This window comes from Citrobacter sp. Cpo071 (assembly GCF_030332765.1).
Lineage (GTDB): Bacteria > Pseudomonadota > Gammaproteobacteria > Enterobacterales > Enterobacteriaceae > Citrobacter > Citrobacter portucalensis.
In genome coordinates this window covers 562,922-580,206 of record NZ_JAOWHE010000085.1, presented here as the reverse complement: position 1 = coordinate 580,206, position 17,285 = coordinate 562,922, and the positions used below count along the sequence as shown (strand labels likewise).

The following is a 17,285-nucleotide window of genomic DNA, read 5'->3' as shown; positions in this document are numbered from 1 at the left end:
ACCACCATGAGACAACTCTGCATTATAAACGTGCAACAATCTGTATCAGCAGCACACCGTCATAACAGCGTCTCAGGGTTTAAAAACAGGGTTATTTGTGCGCAGATAAATGTGTCTCGTCACTATTATTTATTTTATTCGACGTGATCATGTCAAAAATTTACTTTTCAGTCGAAATAATCACACAGTTCAGCCTTTGTTTAAGATTGAATTGCTACTATAGTCATAAGCGAGGTGAACTTAAGGTAAGAGAGGAAACTCACAGATAAAGGAGCATTTACTATGCTGGGTAATATGAATATTTTTATGGCTGTTCTGGGAATTATTTTATTTTCCGGTTTCCTGGCCGCGTATTTTAGCCACAGATGGGATGATTGATGAACGGAGATAGTCCTGCACCGACCCGGCCCCTTGTAGCGTAACTGCACAAGGGGCCATTTTTTTTACCTGAATCGCACTCGCTGTGCCTTTTTCCTGATTTACAGATAAAAAAAACCGCCGGATAAACCAGCGGTAAATGCTTGCATGGATAGATTTGTGTTTTGCTTTTATACGCTATCTGGCAATTCCCTGCGAAGATAACGGATAGTCAGCTAACCTATCACCGACAACCCCAATGAAAGTTAAACGAAACGCAACTACCTCAAAGCGTTTTTCGAAAACTCACGCACTGAGGGGATACGAGGTTCCGTCATTGGTGTCCACCAACGCAATTTGCTCATTTTCATCTATAAACATGCAGCGATTCCTGCCGGTCTGTTTCCCCTGATACATCGCCCTGTCGGCCCGACCAAGCACGGTATCCAGCGTTTCACCCTGTTGAACCCGGGTTATGCCTGCCGTCACCGTGATACCGATCTCTCCCTCAGCGTAGGGAATTTTTTTCTGACCAATCAGACGACAAAGTCGCAAACCCGCCTGGCATGCCTGCTCGTCCGTTTTTGTTCTGATGATGATAATGAACTCTTCTCCACCGTAACGGTACGCCGCCTCATCATATCGCGTCCATGACAATAAATTTGATGCCAGAGCCCGCAATACCACGTCACCCACCAAATGGCCGTAGGTATCGTTAACGTATTTAAAACGATCGATATCTAACAACAATATATAAAGATTAAGCGGTTCGGCGTCGAGCAACTGCCGATCAAAAGACTCATCGAGCATTCTTCTGCCAGGTAAACCTGTTAATGCGTCGATATTACTGCGGATACTCAATAAATATATTTTGTAGTCCATTACAGATGAGGTAAATGCCAGCAGCGCATCCTGGAAGCTGTCGAAATGCCATGAATGACTACGATTCTCCACGATAGCCATTAGCAATTTCTTGCCTGATAAATGCATCTTTTCGTGGGTGGCGCTTATCTTGCTTACGTAACTACAATCATCCTCATTGTACCGTGATTGATTATTAAGCCACTGTCCAAATCGACAAACAAAATGCGAGTTTTCACCCATAATATCCGGCAGTGTAACATCTGAAGACACCACGCAGCGGAACATTGTCACTAACCATTTGTAGTGGGCATCAATGGACTTGTTCAACTCAATCAAAATTGCATCTATTTCCTTCGTATTTCTCATCATCACGTTCTCCCTCCCTGTTCGAGCGTTTCTGATGGAATTATCTTAACGATAAAAAAGAAAATTTATGTAAATTTTTTAATAGTAATTAATAAGCCGCGATTAACAATAGCATTGCGCTATGCCACTGGTCGCCGCATAGCGTACATCACTCAGTTCATACCAGACTCAAATTGAACACGGCCATTGAGCTTTTTATTTTCGCGGATAGATAAAAACCGCTAAGAAAGCTGATGTGTATGCTTTAAGCTTTTTATAGCTATCTTTTCCGGTTAGAGACCTAAATTGCAAGGTTATTTCTTAGGTAATATAAAAACCGGGCGTTACACCCGGTTGGGGATGCACGAAAAGATAGTGAGCAGTAGGCCGGATAAGGCGTTTACGCCGCCATCCGGCAATCTGTTACAAGCAGCCGGATGGCGCTTCGCTTATCCGGCCTACAGCGTAATTTCCTTTTCAGCACAATGATGAATTTATCGGCGTCATTATGTTTAGCTAAGCTGAATTGAGGACTTTCCCCCTCTGAACAAACCTTACGCGCTCAAACCACGATGTTCCAGCATCGGCTCCATTTTTGGATCGCGCCCACTCCACTGGCGGTAAAGTTCAGTTAAATCAGTACTGTTACCGCGGGACAAAATAGCTTCACGGAACTTTTGCCCGTTTTCACGAGTTAATCCGCCCTGCTCTACAAACCACTGATAGCCGTCATCGGCCAGCATTTGCGTCCACAAATAGGCGTAATAACCTGCTGCATAACCGCCGCCGAAGATATGGGCAAAATAGCTGCTGCGATAACGAGGCGGCACGGCCTTGAGATCCAAACCTTCAGCCGCCAGCGCCTGCTGTTCAAATTGATCGACCGAAAGAGATAACGCGCTCTTTTCCAGACTGTGCCAACGCATATCCAACAATGCGGCACTGAGCAGTTCGGTCATGTCGTAACCTTTGTTAAACAGGCTGGCCCGCTGCATCTTATCCCGCAACGCCTGTGGCATTTGCTCCCCGGTATCAACATGACGAGCAAAACGAGCAAAGACCTGCGGATGACTCGCCCAGTGTTCGTTGATCTGCGAAGGAAACTCAACAAAATCACGCGGAGTGTTGGTCCCTGAAAGCGTGGCATAACGCTGAGTGGCGAACAGGCCGTGCAACGTGTGCCCAAACTCATGAAATAACGTAATAACATCATCCCACAATAACAATGCAGGCTGACCCTTTGCTGGTTTTTGATAATTACACACGTTGTAAATAACCGGCCGGGTTTCATTGAGTTGCGATTGCTCAACAAAATTGCCCATCCAGGCACCACCGCTTTTCGATTCCCGGGCAAAGAAATCGCCGTAAAATAACGCCAGCCCTACGCCATCGTGATCGAATATTTCCCATACCCTAACATCCGGGTGATAAACAGGAATGTCGAACCGTTCTATAAATTTTATGCCAAAGAGTTGATTAGCTGTCCAGAAAACGCCCTCGTTCAGCACCGTATCAAGGGCAAAGTAAGGTTTGAGCTGCGCCTCATCAAGTGCATATTTCTCACGACGAACCTGCTCGGCATAAAATGCCCAGTCCCAGGCCTCGACGTTAAATTTCCCCTGTTCGTGATTGATAACATTCTGGATTTCGGCCTGTTCATCCAATGCCCTGGCTCGCGCAGCGGGAACAATCGCCCGCATGAAATTGAGTGCCGCTTCCGGTGTTTTTGCCATCTGATCGGCAATTTTCCATGCAGCGTAATTGGCAAAACCGAGTAGTTTCGCCTGCTGCATCCGGATCTCGACCAGTCGCTGAATAATCGCCCGAGTATCGTTAGCGTCATTGTTTTCTGCTCTCGTCCATGCGCGGTTGAACAGATTCTCACGGGTCTGGCGATCGCGTAACGCCGCAAGCGCCGGTTGCTGAGTCGTGTTCAAGAGCGGGATAACCCAACGCGCTTCAAGCCCTTTCTCCTTTGCAGCTTCGGCGGCAACAGCAATTTCCTCTGCGCTGAGTCCGTCCAGGTAACGTGCATCATCCACCACCAGAGCACCGGACTTGTTCCCCGCCAGCAGACGTTGATTAAACTGGCTGGTCAACGTGGCGGACTCTGTATTGAGCGCTTTAAGGTTCGCTTTATCGACCTCATTTAAACGCGCGCCGGCTAATACAAAACGCTGGTGGATGACTTCCAGCAAGCGTAATGATTCGCTATCCAGCCCCAGCGAACCTCGCTGTTGCCAGACCGCTTCAACGCGCGAAAAAAGCGCGCCATTGAGATAAATATCATTGGCAAGGCTCGCCAGTTCTGCGGAAAACTCTTCGTCAAGGCGCTGTAGTTCATCGTTTGTGTGCGCCGCCGTCATCGCGAAGAAAACGCTGGTTACGCGTGTCAGCAAAGCGCCGCTTTGTTCAAGCGCCAGCAACGTATTGGCAAAATCAGGGGCCTGCGGGTTTTGCACAATCGCCTCGATCTCTGCACGTTTTTGCCGCACGCCTTCATCGAACGCTGGGCGATAGTGCTGCACCTCTATCTGATCAAACTGCGGTGCCTGGTACGGCAACGTGCTGTGACGTAAAAAAGGATTCGTTAACGACATCTTTCACTCCTGAAAACGATTTGTTTACCAGAGTAGACTTCCCAGGAATCAACCGCAATCGCGTTACGCAGGAATAGCTCTGAACGGAAATGACGTGCTATGGTAGTACGACATAAAAAGCGTTGAGGAACAGTGAGATGATCGTTTTAGTAACCGGAGCAACCGCAGGTTTTGGTGAGTGCATTACGCGTCGTTTTATTGAGAATGGGCATAAAGTTATTGCCACCGGACGCCGCCAGGAGCGCCTACAGGAACTGAAAGAGGAATTGGGTGACCGCCTCTATACCGCGCAACTGGACGTACGTAATCGTGCATCGATTGAAGAGATGATGGACGCCCTTCCTGCTGAATGGCGCAATATTGATGTTCTGGTCAACAACGCGGGTCTGGCGCTGGGCCTTGAGCCTGCTCACAAGGCCAGCATTGAAGACTGGGAAAATATGATCGACACCAACAACAAGGGGCTGGTTTATATGACTCGTGCCGTTCTGCCTGGCATGGTTGAACGCAACCGCGGTCATATTATCAATATCGGTTCTACCGCGGGCAGTTGGCCATACGCTGGCGGTAACGTCTACGGTGCGACCAAAGCGTTTGTTCGCCAGTTTAGCCTGAATTTACGTACTGATTTACACGGCACTGCAATTCGCGTTACCGACATCGAGCCGGGTCTGGTTGGCGGTACGGAGTTCTCTAATGTCCGTTTTAAAGGTGATGACGCCAAAGCTGAAAAAGCCTACGAAAATACCACGGCGCTGACTCCGCAAGATGTTACAGAAGCGGTATGGTGGGTGGCTTCTTTACCGGCTCATGTCAATATCAACACCCTTGAAATGATGCCTGTCACACAGTCTTTTGCCGGGCTGAGTATTCATCGTGGCTAATTTCTCTGCCCGGCCTTGTGCCGGGTATAGATAGCCTGAAAGAAGTGATAAAATATCCGGGTTAACTCTCTAAAAAGTAAGAATGAATGACCGTAGAAACGCAGCTCAACCCTACACAACCAGTAAATCAACAGATTTACCGTATTCTTCGCCGTGATATCGTGCATTGTCTGATCGCACCCGGTACACCGCTGTCGGAGAAAGAGGTTTCTGTACGCTTTAATGTGTCACGCCAGCCGGTACGAGAAGCATTCATCAAACTGGCTGAGAACGGTCTGATTCAGATCCGCCCGCAGCGTGGCAGCTACGTGAATAAAATTTCGCTGTCGCAGGTGCAAAACGGCTGTTTTGTTCGCCAGGCAATTGAATGTGCTGTGGTACGTCGTGCCGCATCGCTGATCAACGATCAACAGTGCTATCAGCTTGAACAGAATTTGCATCAGCAGCGCATCGCAATTGACCGAAAACAGATTAATGATTTCTTCCAGCTTGATGATGAGTTTCATCAGAAACTGGCTTTAATCGCCGAGTGCCAACTCGCCTGGGATACCGTTGAGAATATAAAGGCTACAATTGACCGCGTTCGTTATATGAGCCTGGATCATATTTCCCCGCCTGAAATGCTGCTACGCCAGCATCACGATATCTTTGCCGCCCTTGAGAAGCATGATGGCGATGCGGTCGAGCGCGCAATGATGCTCCATCTTCAGGAAATTGGTGAGTCCGTTCAGCTTATTCGTCAGGAAAATAGCGACTGGTTCAGCGAAGATTAATACTACGCTCACCTCACTCCGGGGTGAGTTTCTCCTGCGTTTTCCCCGCGCCCGCATAACTGCATAAAAAAAGCTGTGATTTTGATCGAAAACAAAAAAAATCATTAACGAGAAGCGTATTTATATTGCGCCCGTTACGTGGGACTAAAAGCCCACGGGCTTTGACGGTAAGTTGGAAAGGAGAAAACACCATGAAAACATACGATCGTAACCGTAACGCAATCACCACTGGCAGCCGCGTCATGATCAGCGACACCGGACTCACAGGCCGCATTACAGCAATAGATACCGATGGCCTGACCGCTGAGCAGATTCGCCGCGGGAAAACAGTGGAAATCGAAGGATGTGAAGGCAAATACGCCCCCCTCGAGCTGATTCGTTTAGGCATGAACTAATTGGTGTGAATGCCAGAAAACACAGCGCCATCTGGCCGTTGCAAGCCAGATGGCGGCATAAAGCATAATCTTCGTTACTTCAGTTTTGCTGCATACTTCGCAACCGTCGCCTTCGCCCCTTCAGCCAGTAAAGTAAGATACGCTTGTGTGACCTGACGGTTGAACAGTTCAACCTGTGGCAGTTCACGACCAAAAATAGCATCGATTGCCAGCAGCGCCTGAACGCGCTCTTCGCCCTCGTTGCTGCTACGCACCGCATTCTGGATGACCGGCAACAGTGGATCGCTAATTTCAATCGCCTGGCCCTGTTCATCCACACCACCGACGTAACGCATCCAACCAGCGACACCGAGTGCCAGCAGCGCAAAGTCACTACCGTGCACAATGTGCCAACGAATGGAATCAAGCATACGCTGCGGCAGTTTTTGGCTACCGTCCATGGCGATCTGCCAGGTACGATGACGCAGCGCCGGATTGCTGTAGCGTTCAATTAACAGATCGGCGTAGCGCTGTAGGTCAACACCTTTTACTTTCAGCGTAGGTGCTTGTTCCTGCAACATCAGCGCACGTGCAGCAAGACGATAGTTTTCATCGCCCATGCAATCGTTAATATGTTGATATCCCGCCAGATACCCAAGATACGCAAGGAAAGAGTGGCTGCCGTTGAGCATACGCAGTTTCATCTCTTCAAACGGAATGACATCAGCTACCAGTTCCGCCCCGGCCTTTTCCCATTCAGGACGGCCGGCAACAAAGTTATCTTCAATTACCCACTGGCGGAACGGTTCGCATGCCACGCCTGCCGGGTCGCGTACACCGGTGATATGTTCAATTTTGTCCAGCGTCTCCTGCGTAACCGCTGGGACAATGCGGTCAACCATTGTTGATGGGAAGGTCACATGTTGTTCGATCCACGCGGCCAGTTCCATATCCACCGCTCGGGCATATGCAGTGACAACATTGCGCATCACATGACCGTTTTCTGGCATGTTATCGCAGGACATCACGGTAAAGGCGGCTAAACCCGCAGCTTTGCGACGCGCCAGGGCTTCAACCACCACGCCCGGCGCAGTTTTTGGTTGTTTAGGGTTTTGCAGATCGGCTGCAATCATCGGGTTGTCTAACATCAGTTGGCCGGTCGCCGGAGAATGGCAGTATCCTTTCTCGGTAATGGTCAGGGAAACGATCGCGACCTGCGGTTCACACATCGCTGCCAGTACGCTTTCCAGACCATCAACCTGCGCATGCAATGCATTTTTCACCACGCCCACGACTCTCGCAGTCCAGGCATCAGCAGACATCTCTGCAACGGTATACAGATTATCTTGCTGTTTCAGATCGAAAATCTGCTGCTCGCCGCCAATCAGGTTCACTTCGCAGTAGCCCCAGTCACTGCCGTGATCGGCGGCCAGAATGTCAGCGTAAACACCCTGATGTGCGCGGTGAAACGCGCCAAACCCCAGATGAACAATACGCGGAACCAGTTTTGTACGATCGTAGTCAGGAAGTGCAGCCTTTGCCGCTAAGAGCTTGTTTTGCATGGTATGGCCTACTTATAAATGAAATCAGGACTGTTCCAGAGTAACGCCTGTATGGTTGTATGTTTTGATTTGCATTAAGCTTTTATGATTGGTATGACATCATTTGTTGAGTTATATACCAAAGTCAGTGAATTTGGCGGCATACTGCCGCCAAAGGATATTAATGTTTCTGCCACTGCTGATATTCACGCTTAAGTCTTTGCGGAGCGGTTTCCGGCATCATCAACAAACCAATAATTGAGATAACTCCAAGTACAATCACATAGGTTGCAAGTCCATAGTAATGTCCACCTGTTACTTGCAGAATTTTTACTGCTACCAGTCCAAGAATACCACTGCCTATTAGCGACCCCAGTTGCCAAATTAAAGCTATTCCGCTACAGCGAATATGAGTTGGGAAAAGCTCCGGAAAATAAGAAGCCTGAGGTGCATAACACATACTATGCCCAACACTCAGTACCAGGATCATTACTATTTGTGTAAGCCAAAAACTATCCTGATTAATCGCAAGAAAGAAAGGAATAATCATAACGACCTGCAGCAGCGCACCGATAATATAGACTGGTTTACGTCCAATTTTATCGCATAGCGACCCCATCAACGGTATTGCAATTACTTCTATTATGACCGCAACGATCATTGTCTCCATCAAAATATTAGCATCAAGATTGTTTGCCTTGCCGTAAGCCAAAACAATCACTGTGAACATTGCAAATGTGCAAGCTTCAATCAGTTTCGCGCAGACCCCCTTGACAACAATGCCAGGAAAATCGCGGATAACTTCAACTAATGGACGTGATTCTTCTGCTTTTGTCTCCCTAATCTGAGCAAAGACAGGTGATTCATCAATTTTTAAGCGGATAAACAGTCCAACAATAACCAGCAACAGACTCAACAGAAACGGTATACGCCACCCGTAATCCATCATTGCCTCTGGAGAAAGTGTGGCATTTAACAGCGCAAAGAGCGCTAACGGCAGGAGGAAACCAACCGGCGCACCGATTTGAACCCAACTGGAAAAAAATCCACGATGTTTGGGTTCAGAATATTCAGCCGTCATCAGTACTGCACCAGCTTGCTCACCTCCAACGCCAAATCCCTGTAATACACGAATAAAAATAAGTAAAGCTGGAGCCCAGACACCTATTTTCTCATATGTAGGTAATAACCCTATACAGAACGTCCCCAAACCAACAATTAATATAGTAATAACCAGTGCTTTTTTACGCCCAACCTTATCGCCAATATGCCCAAAGACGATTCCTCCTAATGGTCTTGCAAGGAAACCAACAGCATAGGTTGCAAAAGCAGCGAGAGTACTTATTAACGGATCGTCACTCGGGAAAAATAGATGACCAAAAAAGAGTACAGCTGCAGTCCCGTATGCAAAAAAATCATAATACTCAGCAGCAGTACCAATTGCGGATGCTGAAGCCACTCGACGAATAATAGGCTTATTATCTACGTTATTTTTAATATCGACTGAACTAACCATAAGTTTAACCTTCTGTAGGGTATTGGGTTAATCAACATCTTTCGTACGTAAAATTTATATTTACCAGTTCCACAGCGTGCCATCTTCCAGGCGAGCAACGGGCAGATATGCAGGGTCATACGGATATTTCGCCGCCAGTTTTTCGTCAAACTCGATCCCAAGACCAGGTTTGTCTCCTGGGTGCATATAGCCGTTATCAAAGGTCCAGTTATGTGGGAACACCTCCAGCATCTGCTCGGAATAGCCCATATATTCCTGTACGCCGAAGTTCGGCACCCACAGATCAAAATGCAGCGCGGCGGCCATGCACACAGGCGACAGATCGGAAGGTCCATGTGAACCGGTACGAACCTGATACAGCGACGCGAAATCAGCAATCCGGCGCATACCGGTGATACCACCCGCATGGGTGATGGTGGTGCGGATATAGTCGATCAGTTGTTCTTCAATAAGCTGTTTACAGTCCCAGATACTGTTGAACACTTCCCCTACCGCAATCGGCGTGACCGTATGCTGGCGGATCAGGCGGAAGCACTCCTGGTTTTCAGCTGGCGTTGGGTCTTCCATCCAGAACAAACGGTACTGTTCAATGCTTTTGCCAAAACGGGCCGCTTCAATTGGCGTCAGACGGTGGTGCATGTCGTGCAGGAGATGTTCGTTAAAACCAAACTTGTCACGCACGGCAGCAAACAATTTTGGTGTGAAATCCAGGTATTTCTCCGTTGACCACAACTGCTCTTCCGGCCATTGCCCTTTGGTGGCGGGTTCGTAGGCCAGTCCTTTGCCTTTAGACATACCGTAAGTGGTTTTCATACCCGGCACGCCGCACTGTACGCGAATCGCTTTAAAGCCCATTTCTTTATGACGCGCATAATCTTCGAGTACGTCATCAACGGTATGGCCTGTGGTGTGGCAGTAGACCATAACCCCTTCACGAGAAGCACCGCCGAGCAACTGGTACAACGGCATATTCGCCGCTTTCGCTTTGATATCCCAGAGAGCCATATCCACCGCAGAAATCGCCGACATGGTGACCGGACCACGACGCCAGTACGCGCCTTTGTAGAAAAACTGCCAGATGTCCTCAATACGATGCGCATCGCGACCAATAAGCTGCGGACACACGTGATCTTTCAGATAGGACGCCACGGACAGCTCGCGTCCATTTAACGTGGCATCTCCCAGCCCGGTGATCCCATCTTCTGTCGTAATTTTCAACGTTACAAAATTACGCCCAGGACAGGTGACAAACACTTCAGCCCCAACAATCTTCATTTCTTATTCCCTACATCTGTTCTTGTGATGCAGGAAATTTACTCAACTGAGCTACTACCATACAAGTATGAAGATCAAAAAAGCGCTGTTTGATCACAAAAAAGGCGCTATGCGCGCCCCCATCCAGCCACAATGATCAGCATGCCGCACAACGCCACCAGCGCGCCAGACCAGTCATATAAACTGAGTTTTACACCATCGACAATACGTAGCCATAGCAGCGCGGTCACCACGTAAACACCGCCATAGGCTGCGTATACACGCCCGCTGGCTGCCGGATGCAGTGTCAGCAACCAGACGAATAAAGCCAGTGACACCCCGGCGGGTATCAGCAACCAGGCTGTAGCTCCTCGCTTAAGCCAAAGCCAGGGTAAAAAGCAGCCAATGATTTCGCATAACGCGGTGATGAAAAAAAGAAATGTGGTCTTAAGCATTGATGTTATTCAGTTACCTTCGGTTTAACCATGATACGACAGAATCTCGTTAGCGTATCCATATCCACCGGGTGGGTATGCCCGCAAACTGGAATAGTGTAGAATTTAACCCTGTTTTATCGTTTTTACCCTTTCCCATAAAAGGAATTCACCATGAAAATTACACTGACCAAACGCCTGTGCCTGACGGCTATGCTGACGCTGGCTGCGGCTGTGTACACCTCTTCCGCATTTGCTGAAACCAGTAAACTGGTCATTGAATCCGGAGATAGTGCGCAAAGTCGTCAACAAGCCGCAATGGAAAAGGAACAATGGAACGATACGCGTCAGCTTCGCCAGAAAGTCAATAAACGTGCAGAGAAAGAGTGGGACAAAGCCGATACGGCCTTTGATAGCCGTGATAAGTGCGAGCAGAGCGCTAATATTAATGCGTACTGGGAACCTAACACCCTGCGCTGCCTCGACCGCCGTACTGGCCGCACCGTTGCCCCATAATCATTGCACTTTGAAGGATATTGAAAGGATACGATATGACTAGCGCCCTCAGTGTTAAGTTGCGCCCGCTGGAGCGTGAAGATTTACGATTCGTCCATCAGCTTGATAATAATGCCAGCGTAATGCGTTACTGGTTCGAAGAGCCTTACGAAGCGTTTGTTGAGCTGTCAGACCTGTATGACAAACACATCCACGACCAAAGCGAACGCCGCTTCGTGGTGGAGTGCGACGGTGAAAAAGCCGGGCTGGTGGAATTGGTTGAAATTAACCATGTACACCGCCGGGCCGAATTCCAGATTATTATTTCGCCGGAATATCAGGGGAAGGGTCTGGCCTCACGGGCAGCAAAGCTGGCAATGGACTATGGCTTTACCGTACTTAACCTCTATAAACTGTATTTGATCGTTGATAAAGAGAACGAAAAAGCCATCCACATCTACCGTAAACTCGGTTTTATGGTGGAAGGCGAGCTGATTCATGAATTTTTCATTAACGGCCAGTACCGCAACACGATTCGTATGTGTATCTTCCAGCAGCAGTATCTGGCAGAGCACAAAACGGCAGGCCCTAATCTGCTGCCGCCTACCGCTCAGTAAACACGACTAGTAGTAGTCGATCGTGTTTTCAATCGAGTAATGATGTTCAACTGCCGGCTTCACGCTCTCATCAACGATAACAAGCTGGCAGTTGACCGGATTTGCGTATTCATCGTATTTGCACGTTTGTTTGACATTGCCTAACGGATGATTGTTGAGCATACTCACCGCGGTGTAATCTAACTTCTTCAATGGATCAACCGACGGTTTAGCATCAACCTGCAAAGTGCTGTCCTTGCTGACGGTTGTTTTGCCCAGCGGGTAGCCTTCGGCATCATATCGATACTGCACCTTCATCTCTTTCCCCGTGGCGGAAACGACAAAACCGTTATCGTCGGTATCCCACACCACACCTGCAGCAGGCAGTTCCGCCAGTTGGCATTTGCCCTGTAAACGGATCCGTTTTTCCAGCGTTTCGGCATCCCGATAGTAGTTAGCATCCAGGACCAGCGCCATACCGGTATTGTTTTCGATATCGTGCAGTTCAAGTGTATCGAAACACCCTTCCTGTGACAGGGTACCAGCGACGCGCTTGGTGACCTCACCTTTGTCGTTGAGCAGCGTCTGACTGAAATCTTTCACCGGCCCGCGCAGCGGATCGAAATCAAACTCATTGGAAAAACTGGCCATTTCCGGCGTAAAGGAAACCAGCCCTTTGGCGTTATCACACCCAACCAGCACGACACACAGGAAACCTAACAGGGTCTGTTTCTTCACATTTTTCACCGGGATAAGAAGATAATTCTCAATCATATTAGCAAATACAGTTATTTACACCAGAAATGCTAATCTTAGTCTATGTCGATCATAAAGGAGCTGATGATGAAATACGTAACAGGAATTGCCGCGATCTTACTGGCAGTTGCATCCCCACAGGTTCTGGCCGCACCTGCGTCATGTGAACGCGTGAAAAGCGATATCGAGCAGCGCATCATCAATAATGGCGTCGCAGAGTCCAGTTTTACGCTGAACATTGTCCCCAACGATCAGGCCGATCAACCTGATTCACTGGTGGTAGGACATTGTGCAAACGATACGCACAAAATTCTCTACACCCGAACTAACAGTGGAAACGCCCCTGCCAACAGCTCGCCTGCACAGGACGGGCACGTCGCCGAACCGCAATAAATCATACCCTCCGTACGCGGAGGGTTACTCCAGTTTGATATGCATTAAGATGCCATACTCATAAATGGGTAAACTCACTCTATTATTAGCATGCTATTAATTTCGCTGTAGAGATTAATATATAGCGATAACTATAATGGAGTGAGTTATGTCTGATACTGAGCAATATGGAGGCATTAGCCGCAGGATGTTAGTGAAATCCTCGGCTATAGGTTCGTTGGCGCTTGCCGCTGGCGGGTTATCGTTACCTTTTGGGATGCGCACCGCAGCTGCTGCGGTACAACAGGCGATACAACCGGCTGAAGAGAAAGTGGTTTGGGGCGCTTGTTCTGTGAACTGCGGCAGTCGTTGTGCCCTGCAACTCCACGTCAAAGATGACGAGGTCGTGTGGGTGGAGTCTGATACGACCGGAGACGATATTTATGGTCAGCACCAGGTGCGTGCCTGTTTGCGTGGACGCTCAATCCGTCGACGGATCAATCATCCGGATCGTCTCAATTATCCTATGAAGCGCGTGGGCAAACGCGGTGAGGGTAAATTCGAACGCATAACCTGGCAGGAAGCGCTGGATACCATCAGCACCAGTTTAAAAAATACCGTACAAAAATACGGTAATGAGGCCGTGTATATCAACTACACCTCTGGCATTGTCGGCGGCAATATTACTCGCTCCTCCCCTTATGCCTCGCTGGTCGCTCGATTGATGAACTGCTATGGCGGATTCCTGAGCCATTACGGCACATACAGTACCGCACAAATCGCGGCGGCAATGCCTTACACCTACGGCTCAAATGACGGCAACAGTACCTCCGACATTGAAAACACGAAGCTGGTGGTGATGTTCGGCAATAACCCTGCCGAAACGCGCATGAGCGGCGGTGGCATAACATACTTCCTTGAGCAGGCCCGGGAGCGTTCTAACGCCCGCATGATCGTCATCGACCCGCGTTATACCGATACCGCTGCGGGTCGTGAAGATGAGTGGATCCCTATCCGTCCGGGAACCGATGCCGCACTGGTGGCGGGAATCGCCTGGGTCCTGATTAACGAAGATCTCGTCGACCAGGCATTCCTTGACACATATTGCGTCGGTTATGACGAGAAAACCCTACCCGCTGACGCCCCCGCTAACGGACATTACAAGGCCTATATACTTGGCAATGGCGATGACGGTGTCGCTAAAACGCCCCAATGGGCCTCGCATGTCACAGGGATCCCGGCCGAGCGCATCATTAAACTGGCACGGGAAATCGGTAGTACAAAACCGGCGTATATTTGTCAGGGTTGGGGTCCACAACGTCAAGCTAACGGCGAACTGACTTCGCGCGCGATCGCGATGCTGCCAATCCTGACCGGCAACGTTGGCATCAACGGCGGCAATAGCGGTGCACGAGAATCAACCTACACCATCACGATTGAACGCATGCCGCTGCCGGATAATCCCATCAAGACCCAGATATCCTGCTTTAGCTGGACCGACGCCATCGCCCGGGGTCCGGAAATGACCGCAACCCGCGATGGCGTGCGCGGTAAAGATAAGCTCGATGTACCGATTAAATTTATCTGGAACTACGCGGGCAACACCATTACTAATCAGCACTCAGATATCAATAAAACGCATGAGATCCTTCAGGATGATACGAAATGCGAAATGATAGTGGTCATCGAAAACTTCATGACCTCCTCGGCGAAATATGCCGATATCCTGCTGCCGGACCTAATGACCGTCGAACAGGAAGACATCATTCCTAACGACTATGCGGGGAACATGGGATACCTCATTTTTATTCAACCCGCGACGTCACCGAAGTTCGAACGCAAACCGATCTACTGGATAATGAGCGAAATCGCCAAACGCCTTGGCAATGATATCTATCAACGGTTTACGGAAGGCCGTACTCAGGAACAGTGGCTCCAGTATCTGTATGCAAAAATGCTGGCCAAGGACCCCGCGCTCCCTTCTTATGACGAGCTGAAAAAAATGGGGATCTATAAACGCAAAGATCCTAACGGGCATTTTGTCGCTTATAAAAAATTCCGCGACAATCCGCAGGCCAATCCGCTCAAAACACCGTCTGGAAAGATTGAAATTTACTCCAGCCGGCTGGCGAAAATTGCCAACACATGGGAGTTGCAGAAGGATGAAGTAATTAGCCCACTTCCCGTCTACGCCTCCACGTTTGAAGGGTGGGACGATCCCAAACGCAGCGCATTTCCGCTGCAGTTGTTTGGCTTCCATTACAAATCCCGTACGCACTCCAGCTACGGCAATATCGATGTTCTGCAGGCGTCCTGTCGTCAGGAAGTGTGGATCAATCCCGTCGATGCCCAAAAACGTGGTATTGCAAATGGCGATATGGTGCGGGTCTTTAACGACCGCGGGGAAGTACGTATTCCGGCCAAAGTGACGCCACGGATCCTGCCTGGCGTCAGCGCAATGGGCCAGGGTGCATGGCACGATGCTGATATGGCCGGCGACAAAATTGACCATGGCGCCTGCGTCAATACGCTGACAACACAGCGCCCTTCACCGCTGGCAAAAGGCAACCCACAGCACACTAATCTGGTCGAGATCGAGAAGGTTTAAGGACTAACCCATGACAACTCAGTATGGATTTTTTATTGATTCCAGTCGTTGCACCGGGTGCAAAACCTGCGAACTGGCCTGCAAAGACTACAAAGACCTCACTCCTGACGTCAGTTTCCGGCGGATTTACGAATATGCAGGTGGTGACTGGCAGGAAGACAACGGCGTCTGGCACCAGAACGTTTTTGCCTACTATCTCTCCATCTCCTGTAACCACTGCGAGGATCCGGCCTGCACCAAGGTTTGTCCAAGTGGTGCGATGCATAAGCGTGAGGATGGTTTTGTGGTGGTCGATGAAGACGTATGCATTGGCTGTCGCTACTGTCATATGGCCTGCCCGTACGGTGCGCCACAGTACAATGCTGCGAAAGGACATATGACCAAGTGTGATGGCTGCCATGATCGTGTGGTAGACGGCAAAAAGCCCATCTGCGTCGAGTCCTGTCCGCTGCGTGCGCTGGATTTTGGCCCCATCGACGAACTGCGCAAAAAACATGGTGAACTGGCTGCCGTCGCCCCGCTGCCGGGTGCGCACTTCACCAAACCAAATATTGTGATCAAACCAAACGCCAATTGCCGCCCGACCGGGGATACCACGGGTTTTCTGGCTAATCCAAAGGAGGTGTAAAATGGGAAATGGATGGCATGAATGGCCGCTGGTACTGTTCACGGTGCTGGGCCAGTGCGTAGCCGGGGCGCTGATCGTCAGTGGTTACCGCTGGCTGACCGCTAAAGACGAGCTGGTAAAACAACGTATCGTTCGCAGTATGTTTTTTCTCTGGCTGGTAATGGGCATCGCCTTTCTCGCCTCGGTTATGCATTTAGGTTCGCCGCTGCGCGCGTTTAACTCGCTGAACAGAATTGGCGCATCGGCGCTAAGTAACGAAATCGCCAGCGGTTCGCTGTTTTTCGCCGTCGGTGGCCTGTGGTGGCTGGTGGCGTTTCTCGGTAAAATGCCCGCAGCGTTAGGTAAAATCTGGATGCTATTGAGCATGTTGCTGGGCCTGGTATTTGTCTTTGCGATGACCAACGTCTACCAGATAGACACCGTCCCAACCTGGTATAACGGCTATACTACACTGGCGTTTTTCATGACGATGCTGCTCAGTGGACCGCTATTTGCCGCTCTGCTGCTGCGTGCTGCAGGTGTTTCTTTTAACGTCGTCAGATTCGCCGGTATCAGCGTATTGGCTCTGCTGGTTACGGTGGCCGTTATTGTGCTGCAGGGACTGTCACTCGGCGAGATCCACAGTTCGGTACAATCCGCCAGCGCGCTGGTTCCCGACTACGGCAGTTTACAGGTCTGGCGTGTGCTGCTGTTGGCTGCGGGTCTGGGTTGCTGGATATGTCCGTTGATCCGTCGCAAACGACCGTCCGTTGGTGGGTTGGCGCTCGGGTTAATTCTGGTGCTTGTCGGTGAAATCATTGGCCGCGGATTGTTTTACGGTTTACATATGACAGTCGGAATGGCTGTTGCAGGTTAACTTTCGGGTGCGGGGCAACCCGCACTGTTCAG

General features: G+C 49.5%; 17 protein-coding genes. 10 read left to right on the top strand and 7 right to left on the bottom strand.

Going from position 1 to position 17,285, the window contains the following annotated elements:
- Positions 1–282: 282 nt before the first annotated feature.
- The gene (mgtS, locus tag OGY09_RS19965) at positions 283–378 is read left to right on the top strand and encodes a protein MgtS (protein ID WP_003032406.1); all 96 of its coding nucleotides are present in this window, start codon (positions 283–285) and stop codon (positions 376–378) included.
- Positions 379–663: 285 nt separating this feature from the next.
- Here the strand turns inward: mgtS and OGY09_RS19960 are convergent, their stop codons facing one another.
- Positions 664–1,590, bottom strand: coding sequence for a diguanylate cyclase (locus OGY09_RS19960; protein ID WP_032943404.1), 927 nt, complete (start codon positions 1,588–1,590; stop codon positions 664–666).
- 530 nt (positions 1,591–2,120) lie between these two features.
- Complete coding sequence (gene dcp / locus OGY09_RS19955) at positions 2,121–4,166, bottom strand: peptidyl-dipeptidase Dcp (protein ID WP_032943403.1); 2,046 nt, start codon at positions 4,164–4,166, stop codon at positions 2,121–2,123.
- Between the two features lie 137 nt (positions 4,167–4,303).
- Here dcp and ydfG point away from each other — a divergent pair, with 137 nt between their 5' ends.
- The 3 genes from ydfG (at position 4,304) to ydfZ (ending at position 6,218) form a co-directional block, all read left to right on the top strand.
- Positions 4,304–5,050, top strand: a complete 747-nt coding sequence (gene ydfG / locus OGY09_RS19950; RefSeq protein WP_032943401.1) for a bifunctional NADP-dependent 3-hydroxy acid dehydrogenase/3-hydroxypropionate dehydrogenase YdfG — start codon at positions 4,304–4,306, stop codon at positions 5,048–5,050.
- A gap of 86 nt (positions 5,051–5,136) precedes the next feature.
- Positions 5,137–5,823: a GntR family transcriptional regulator gene (locus tag OGY09_RS19945; RefSeq protein WP_003032396.1), complete on the top strand. Its 687-nt coding sequence runs from the start codon at positions 5,137–5,139 to the stop codon at positions 5,821–5,823.
- Between the two features lie 191 nt (positions 5,824–6,014).
- Positions 6,015–6,218, top strand: coding sequence for a putative selenium delivery protein YdfZ (gene ydfZ, locus OGY09_RS19940; RefSeq protein ID WP_003032393.1), 204 nt, complete (start codon positions 6,015–6,017; stop codon positions 6,216–6,218).
- Positions 6,219–6,292: 74 nt separating this feature from the next.
- On the opposite strand, the gene OGY09_RS19935 is transcribed toward ydfZ, so the two are convergent.
- The 4 genes from OGY09_RS19935 to OGY09_RS19920 all read right to left on the bottom strand — a co-directional run bounded on the left by OGY09_RS19935 (position 6,293) and on the right by OGY09_RS19920 (position 10,963).
- Entirely contained in the window at positions 6,293–7,759 is a 1,467-nt protein-coding gene (locus tag OGY09_RS19935) for a mannitol dehydrogenase family protein (protein WP_032943399.1), read from the bottom strand.
- 160 nt (positions 7,760–7,919) lie between these two features.
- Positions 7,920–9,254: an MFS transporter gene (locus OGY09_RS19930; protein ID WP_050592516.1), complete on the bottom strand. Its 1,335-nt coding sequence runs from the start codon at positions 9,252–9,254 to the stop codon at positions 7,920–7,922.
- Positions 9,255–9,314: 60 nt separating this feature from the next.
- A complete protein-coding gene (gene rspA / locus OGY09_RS19925) occupies positions 9,315–10,529 on the bottom strand; it encodes a starvation-sensing protein RspA (RefSeq protein ID WP_003832907.1) in 1,215 nt (404 codons plus the stop codon).
- A gap of 107 nt (positions 10,530–10,636) precedes the next feature.
- On the bottom strand, positions 10,637–10,963 hold the full coding sequence (locus OGY09_RS19920) for a YnfA family protein (protein ID WP_008784733.1): 327 nt from the start codon (positions 10,961–10,963) through the stop codon (positions 10,637–10,639).
- A gap of 153 nt (positions 10,964–11,116) precedes the next feature.
- Here OGY09_RS19920 and OGY09_RS19915 point away from each other — a divergent pair, with 153 nt between their 5' ends.
- Together OGY09_RS19915 and speG are read left to right on the top strand one after the other, a co-directional pair.
- On the top strand, positions 11,117–11,458 hold the full coding sequence (locus OGY09_RS19915) for a DUF1283 family protein (RefSeq protein ID WP_003032382.1): 342 nt from the start codon (positions 11,117–11,119) through the stop codon (positions 11,456–11,458).
- A gap of 35 nt (positions 11,459–11,493) precedes the next feature.
- Positions 11,494–12,054, top strand: a complete 561-nt coding sequence (speG, locus tag OGY09_RS19910) for a spermidine N1-acetyltransferase (RefSeq protein ID WP_008784731.1) — start codon at positions 11,494–11,496, stop codon at positions 12,052–12,054.
- A gap of 6 nt (positions 12,055–12,060) precedes the next feature.
- Here speG and OGY09_RS19905 read toward each other — a convergent pair whose 3' ends face one another.
- Complete coding sequence (locus OGY09_RS19905) at positions 12,061–12,771, bottom strand: YnfC family lipoprotein (protein ID WP_080685929.1); 711 nt, start codon at positions 12,769–12,771, stop codon at positions 12,061–12,063.
- 102 nt (positions 12,772–12,873) lie between these two features.
- Between OGY09_RS19905 and OGY09_RS19900 the strand changes: the two genes are divergently transcribed.
- The 4 genes from OGY09_RS19900 to OGY09_RS19885 all read left to right on the top strand — a co-directional run bounded on the left by OGY09_RS19900 (position 12,874) and on the right by OGY09_RS19885 (position 17,253).
- Complete coding sequence (locus tag OGY09_RS19900) at positions 12,874–13,182, top strand: DUF1161 domain-containing protein (protein WP_008784729.1); 309 nt, start codon at positions 12,874–12,876, stop codon at positions 13,180–13,182.
- A 148-nt stretch (positions 13,183–13,330) separates the two neighbouring features.
- Complete coding sequence (ynfE, locus tag OGY09_RS19895; protein ID WP_032943394.1) at positions 13,331–15,769, top strand: selenate/tellurate reductase subunit YnfE; 2,439 nt, start codon at positions 13,331–13,333, stop codon at positions 15,767–15,769.
- A gap of 10 nt (positions 15,770–15,779) precedes the next feature.
- Positions 15,780–16,397, top strand: coding sequence for a dimethylsulfoxide reductase iron-sulfur subunit DmsB (gene dmsB / locus OGY09_RS19890; RefSeq protein WP_032943391.1), 618 nt, complete (start codon positions 15,780–15,782; stop codon positions 16,395–16,397).
- A gap of 1 nt (position 16,398) precedes the next feature.
- Positions 16,399–17,253 (top strand): dimethyl sulfoxide reductase anchor subunit family protein, encoded by an 855-nt coding sequence (locus OGY09_RS19885; RefSeq protein WP_032943389.1) that lies wholly within the window; start codon positions 16,399–16,401, stop codon positions 17,251–17,253.
- The last annotated feature ends 32 nt before the right edge of the window (positions 17,254–17,285 follow it).

Excerpts from the sequence above, each read along its gene's own strand:
- mgtS (WP_003032406.1), top strand. The coding sequence starts at position 283 with ATGCTGGGTAATATGAATATTTTTATGGCTGTTCTGGGAATTATTTTA.
- OGY09_RS19960 (WP_032943404.1), bottom strand. The coding sequence starts at position 1,590 with ATGATGAGAAATACGAAGGAAATAGATGCAATTTTGATTGAGTTGAAC.
- dcp (WP_032943403.1), bottom strand. The coding sequence starts at position 4,166 with ATGTCGTTAACGAATCCTTTTTTACGTCACAGCACGTTGCCGTACCAG.
- ydfG (WP_032943401.1), top strand. The coding sequence starts at position 4,304 with ATGATCGTTTTAGTAACCGGAGCAACCGCAGGTTTTGGTGAGTGCATT.
- OGY09_RS19945 (WP_003032396.1), top strand. The coding sequence starts at position 5,137 with ATGACCGTAGAAACGCAGCTCAACCCTACACAACCAGTAAATCAACAG.
- ydfZ (WP_003032393.1), top strand. The coding sequence starts at position 6,015 with ATGAAAACATACGATCGTAACCGTAACGCAATCACCACTGGCAGCCGC.
- OGY09_RS19935 (WP_032943399.1), bottom strand. The coding sequence starts at position 7,759 with ATGCAAAACAAGCTCTTAGCGGCAAAGGCTGCACTTCCTGACTACGAT.
- OGY09_RS19930 (WP_050592516.1), bottom strand. The coding sequence starts at position 9,254 with ATGGTTAGTTCAGTCGATATTAAAAATAACGTAGATAATAAGCCTATT.
- rspA (WP_003832907.1), bottom strand. The coding sequence starts at position 10,529 with ATGAAGATTGTTGGGGCTGAAGTGTTTGTCACCTGTCCTGGGCGTAAT.
- OGY09_RS19920 (WP_008784733.1), bottom strand. The coding sequence starts at position 10,963 with ATGCTTAAGACCACATTTCTTTTTTTCATCACCGCGTTATGCGAAATC.
- OGY09_RS19915 (WP_003032382.1), top strand. The coding sequence starts at position 11,117 with ATGAAAATTACACTGACCAAACGCCTGTGCCTGACGGCTATGCTGACG.
- speG (WP_008784731.1), top strand. The coding sequence starts at position 11,494 with ATGACTAGCGCCCTCAGTGTTAAGTTGCGCCCGCTGGAGCGTGAAGAT.
- OGY09_RS19900 (WP_008784729.1), top strand. The coding sequence starts at position 12,874 with ATGATGAAATACGTAACAGGAATTGCCGCGATCTTACTGGCAGTTGCA.
- ynfE (WP_032943394.1), top strand. The coding sequence starts at position 13,331 with ATGTCTGATACTGAGCAATATGGAGGCATTAGCCGCAGGATGTTAGTG.
- dmsB (WP_032943391.1), top strand. The coding sequence starts at position 15,780 with ATGACAACTCAGTATGGATTTTTTATTGATTCCAGTCGTTGCACCGGG.
- OGY09_RS19885 (WP_032943389.1), top strand. The coding sequence starts at position 16,399 with ATGGGAAATGGATGGCATGAATGGCCGCTGGTACTGTTCACGGTGCTG.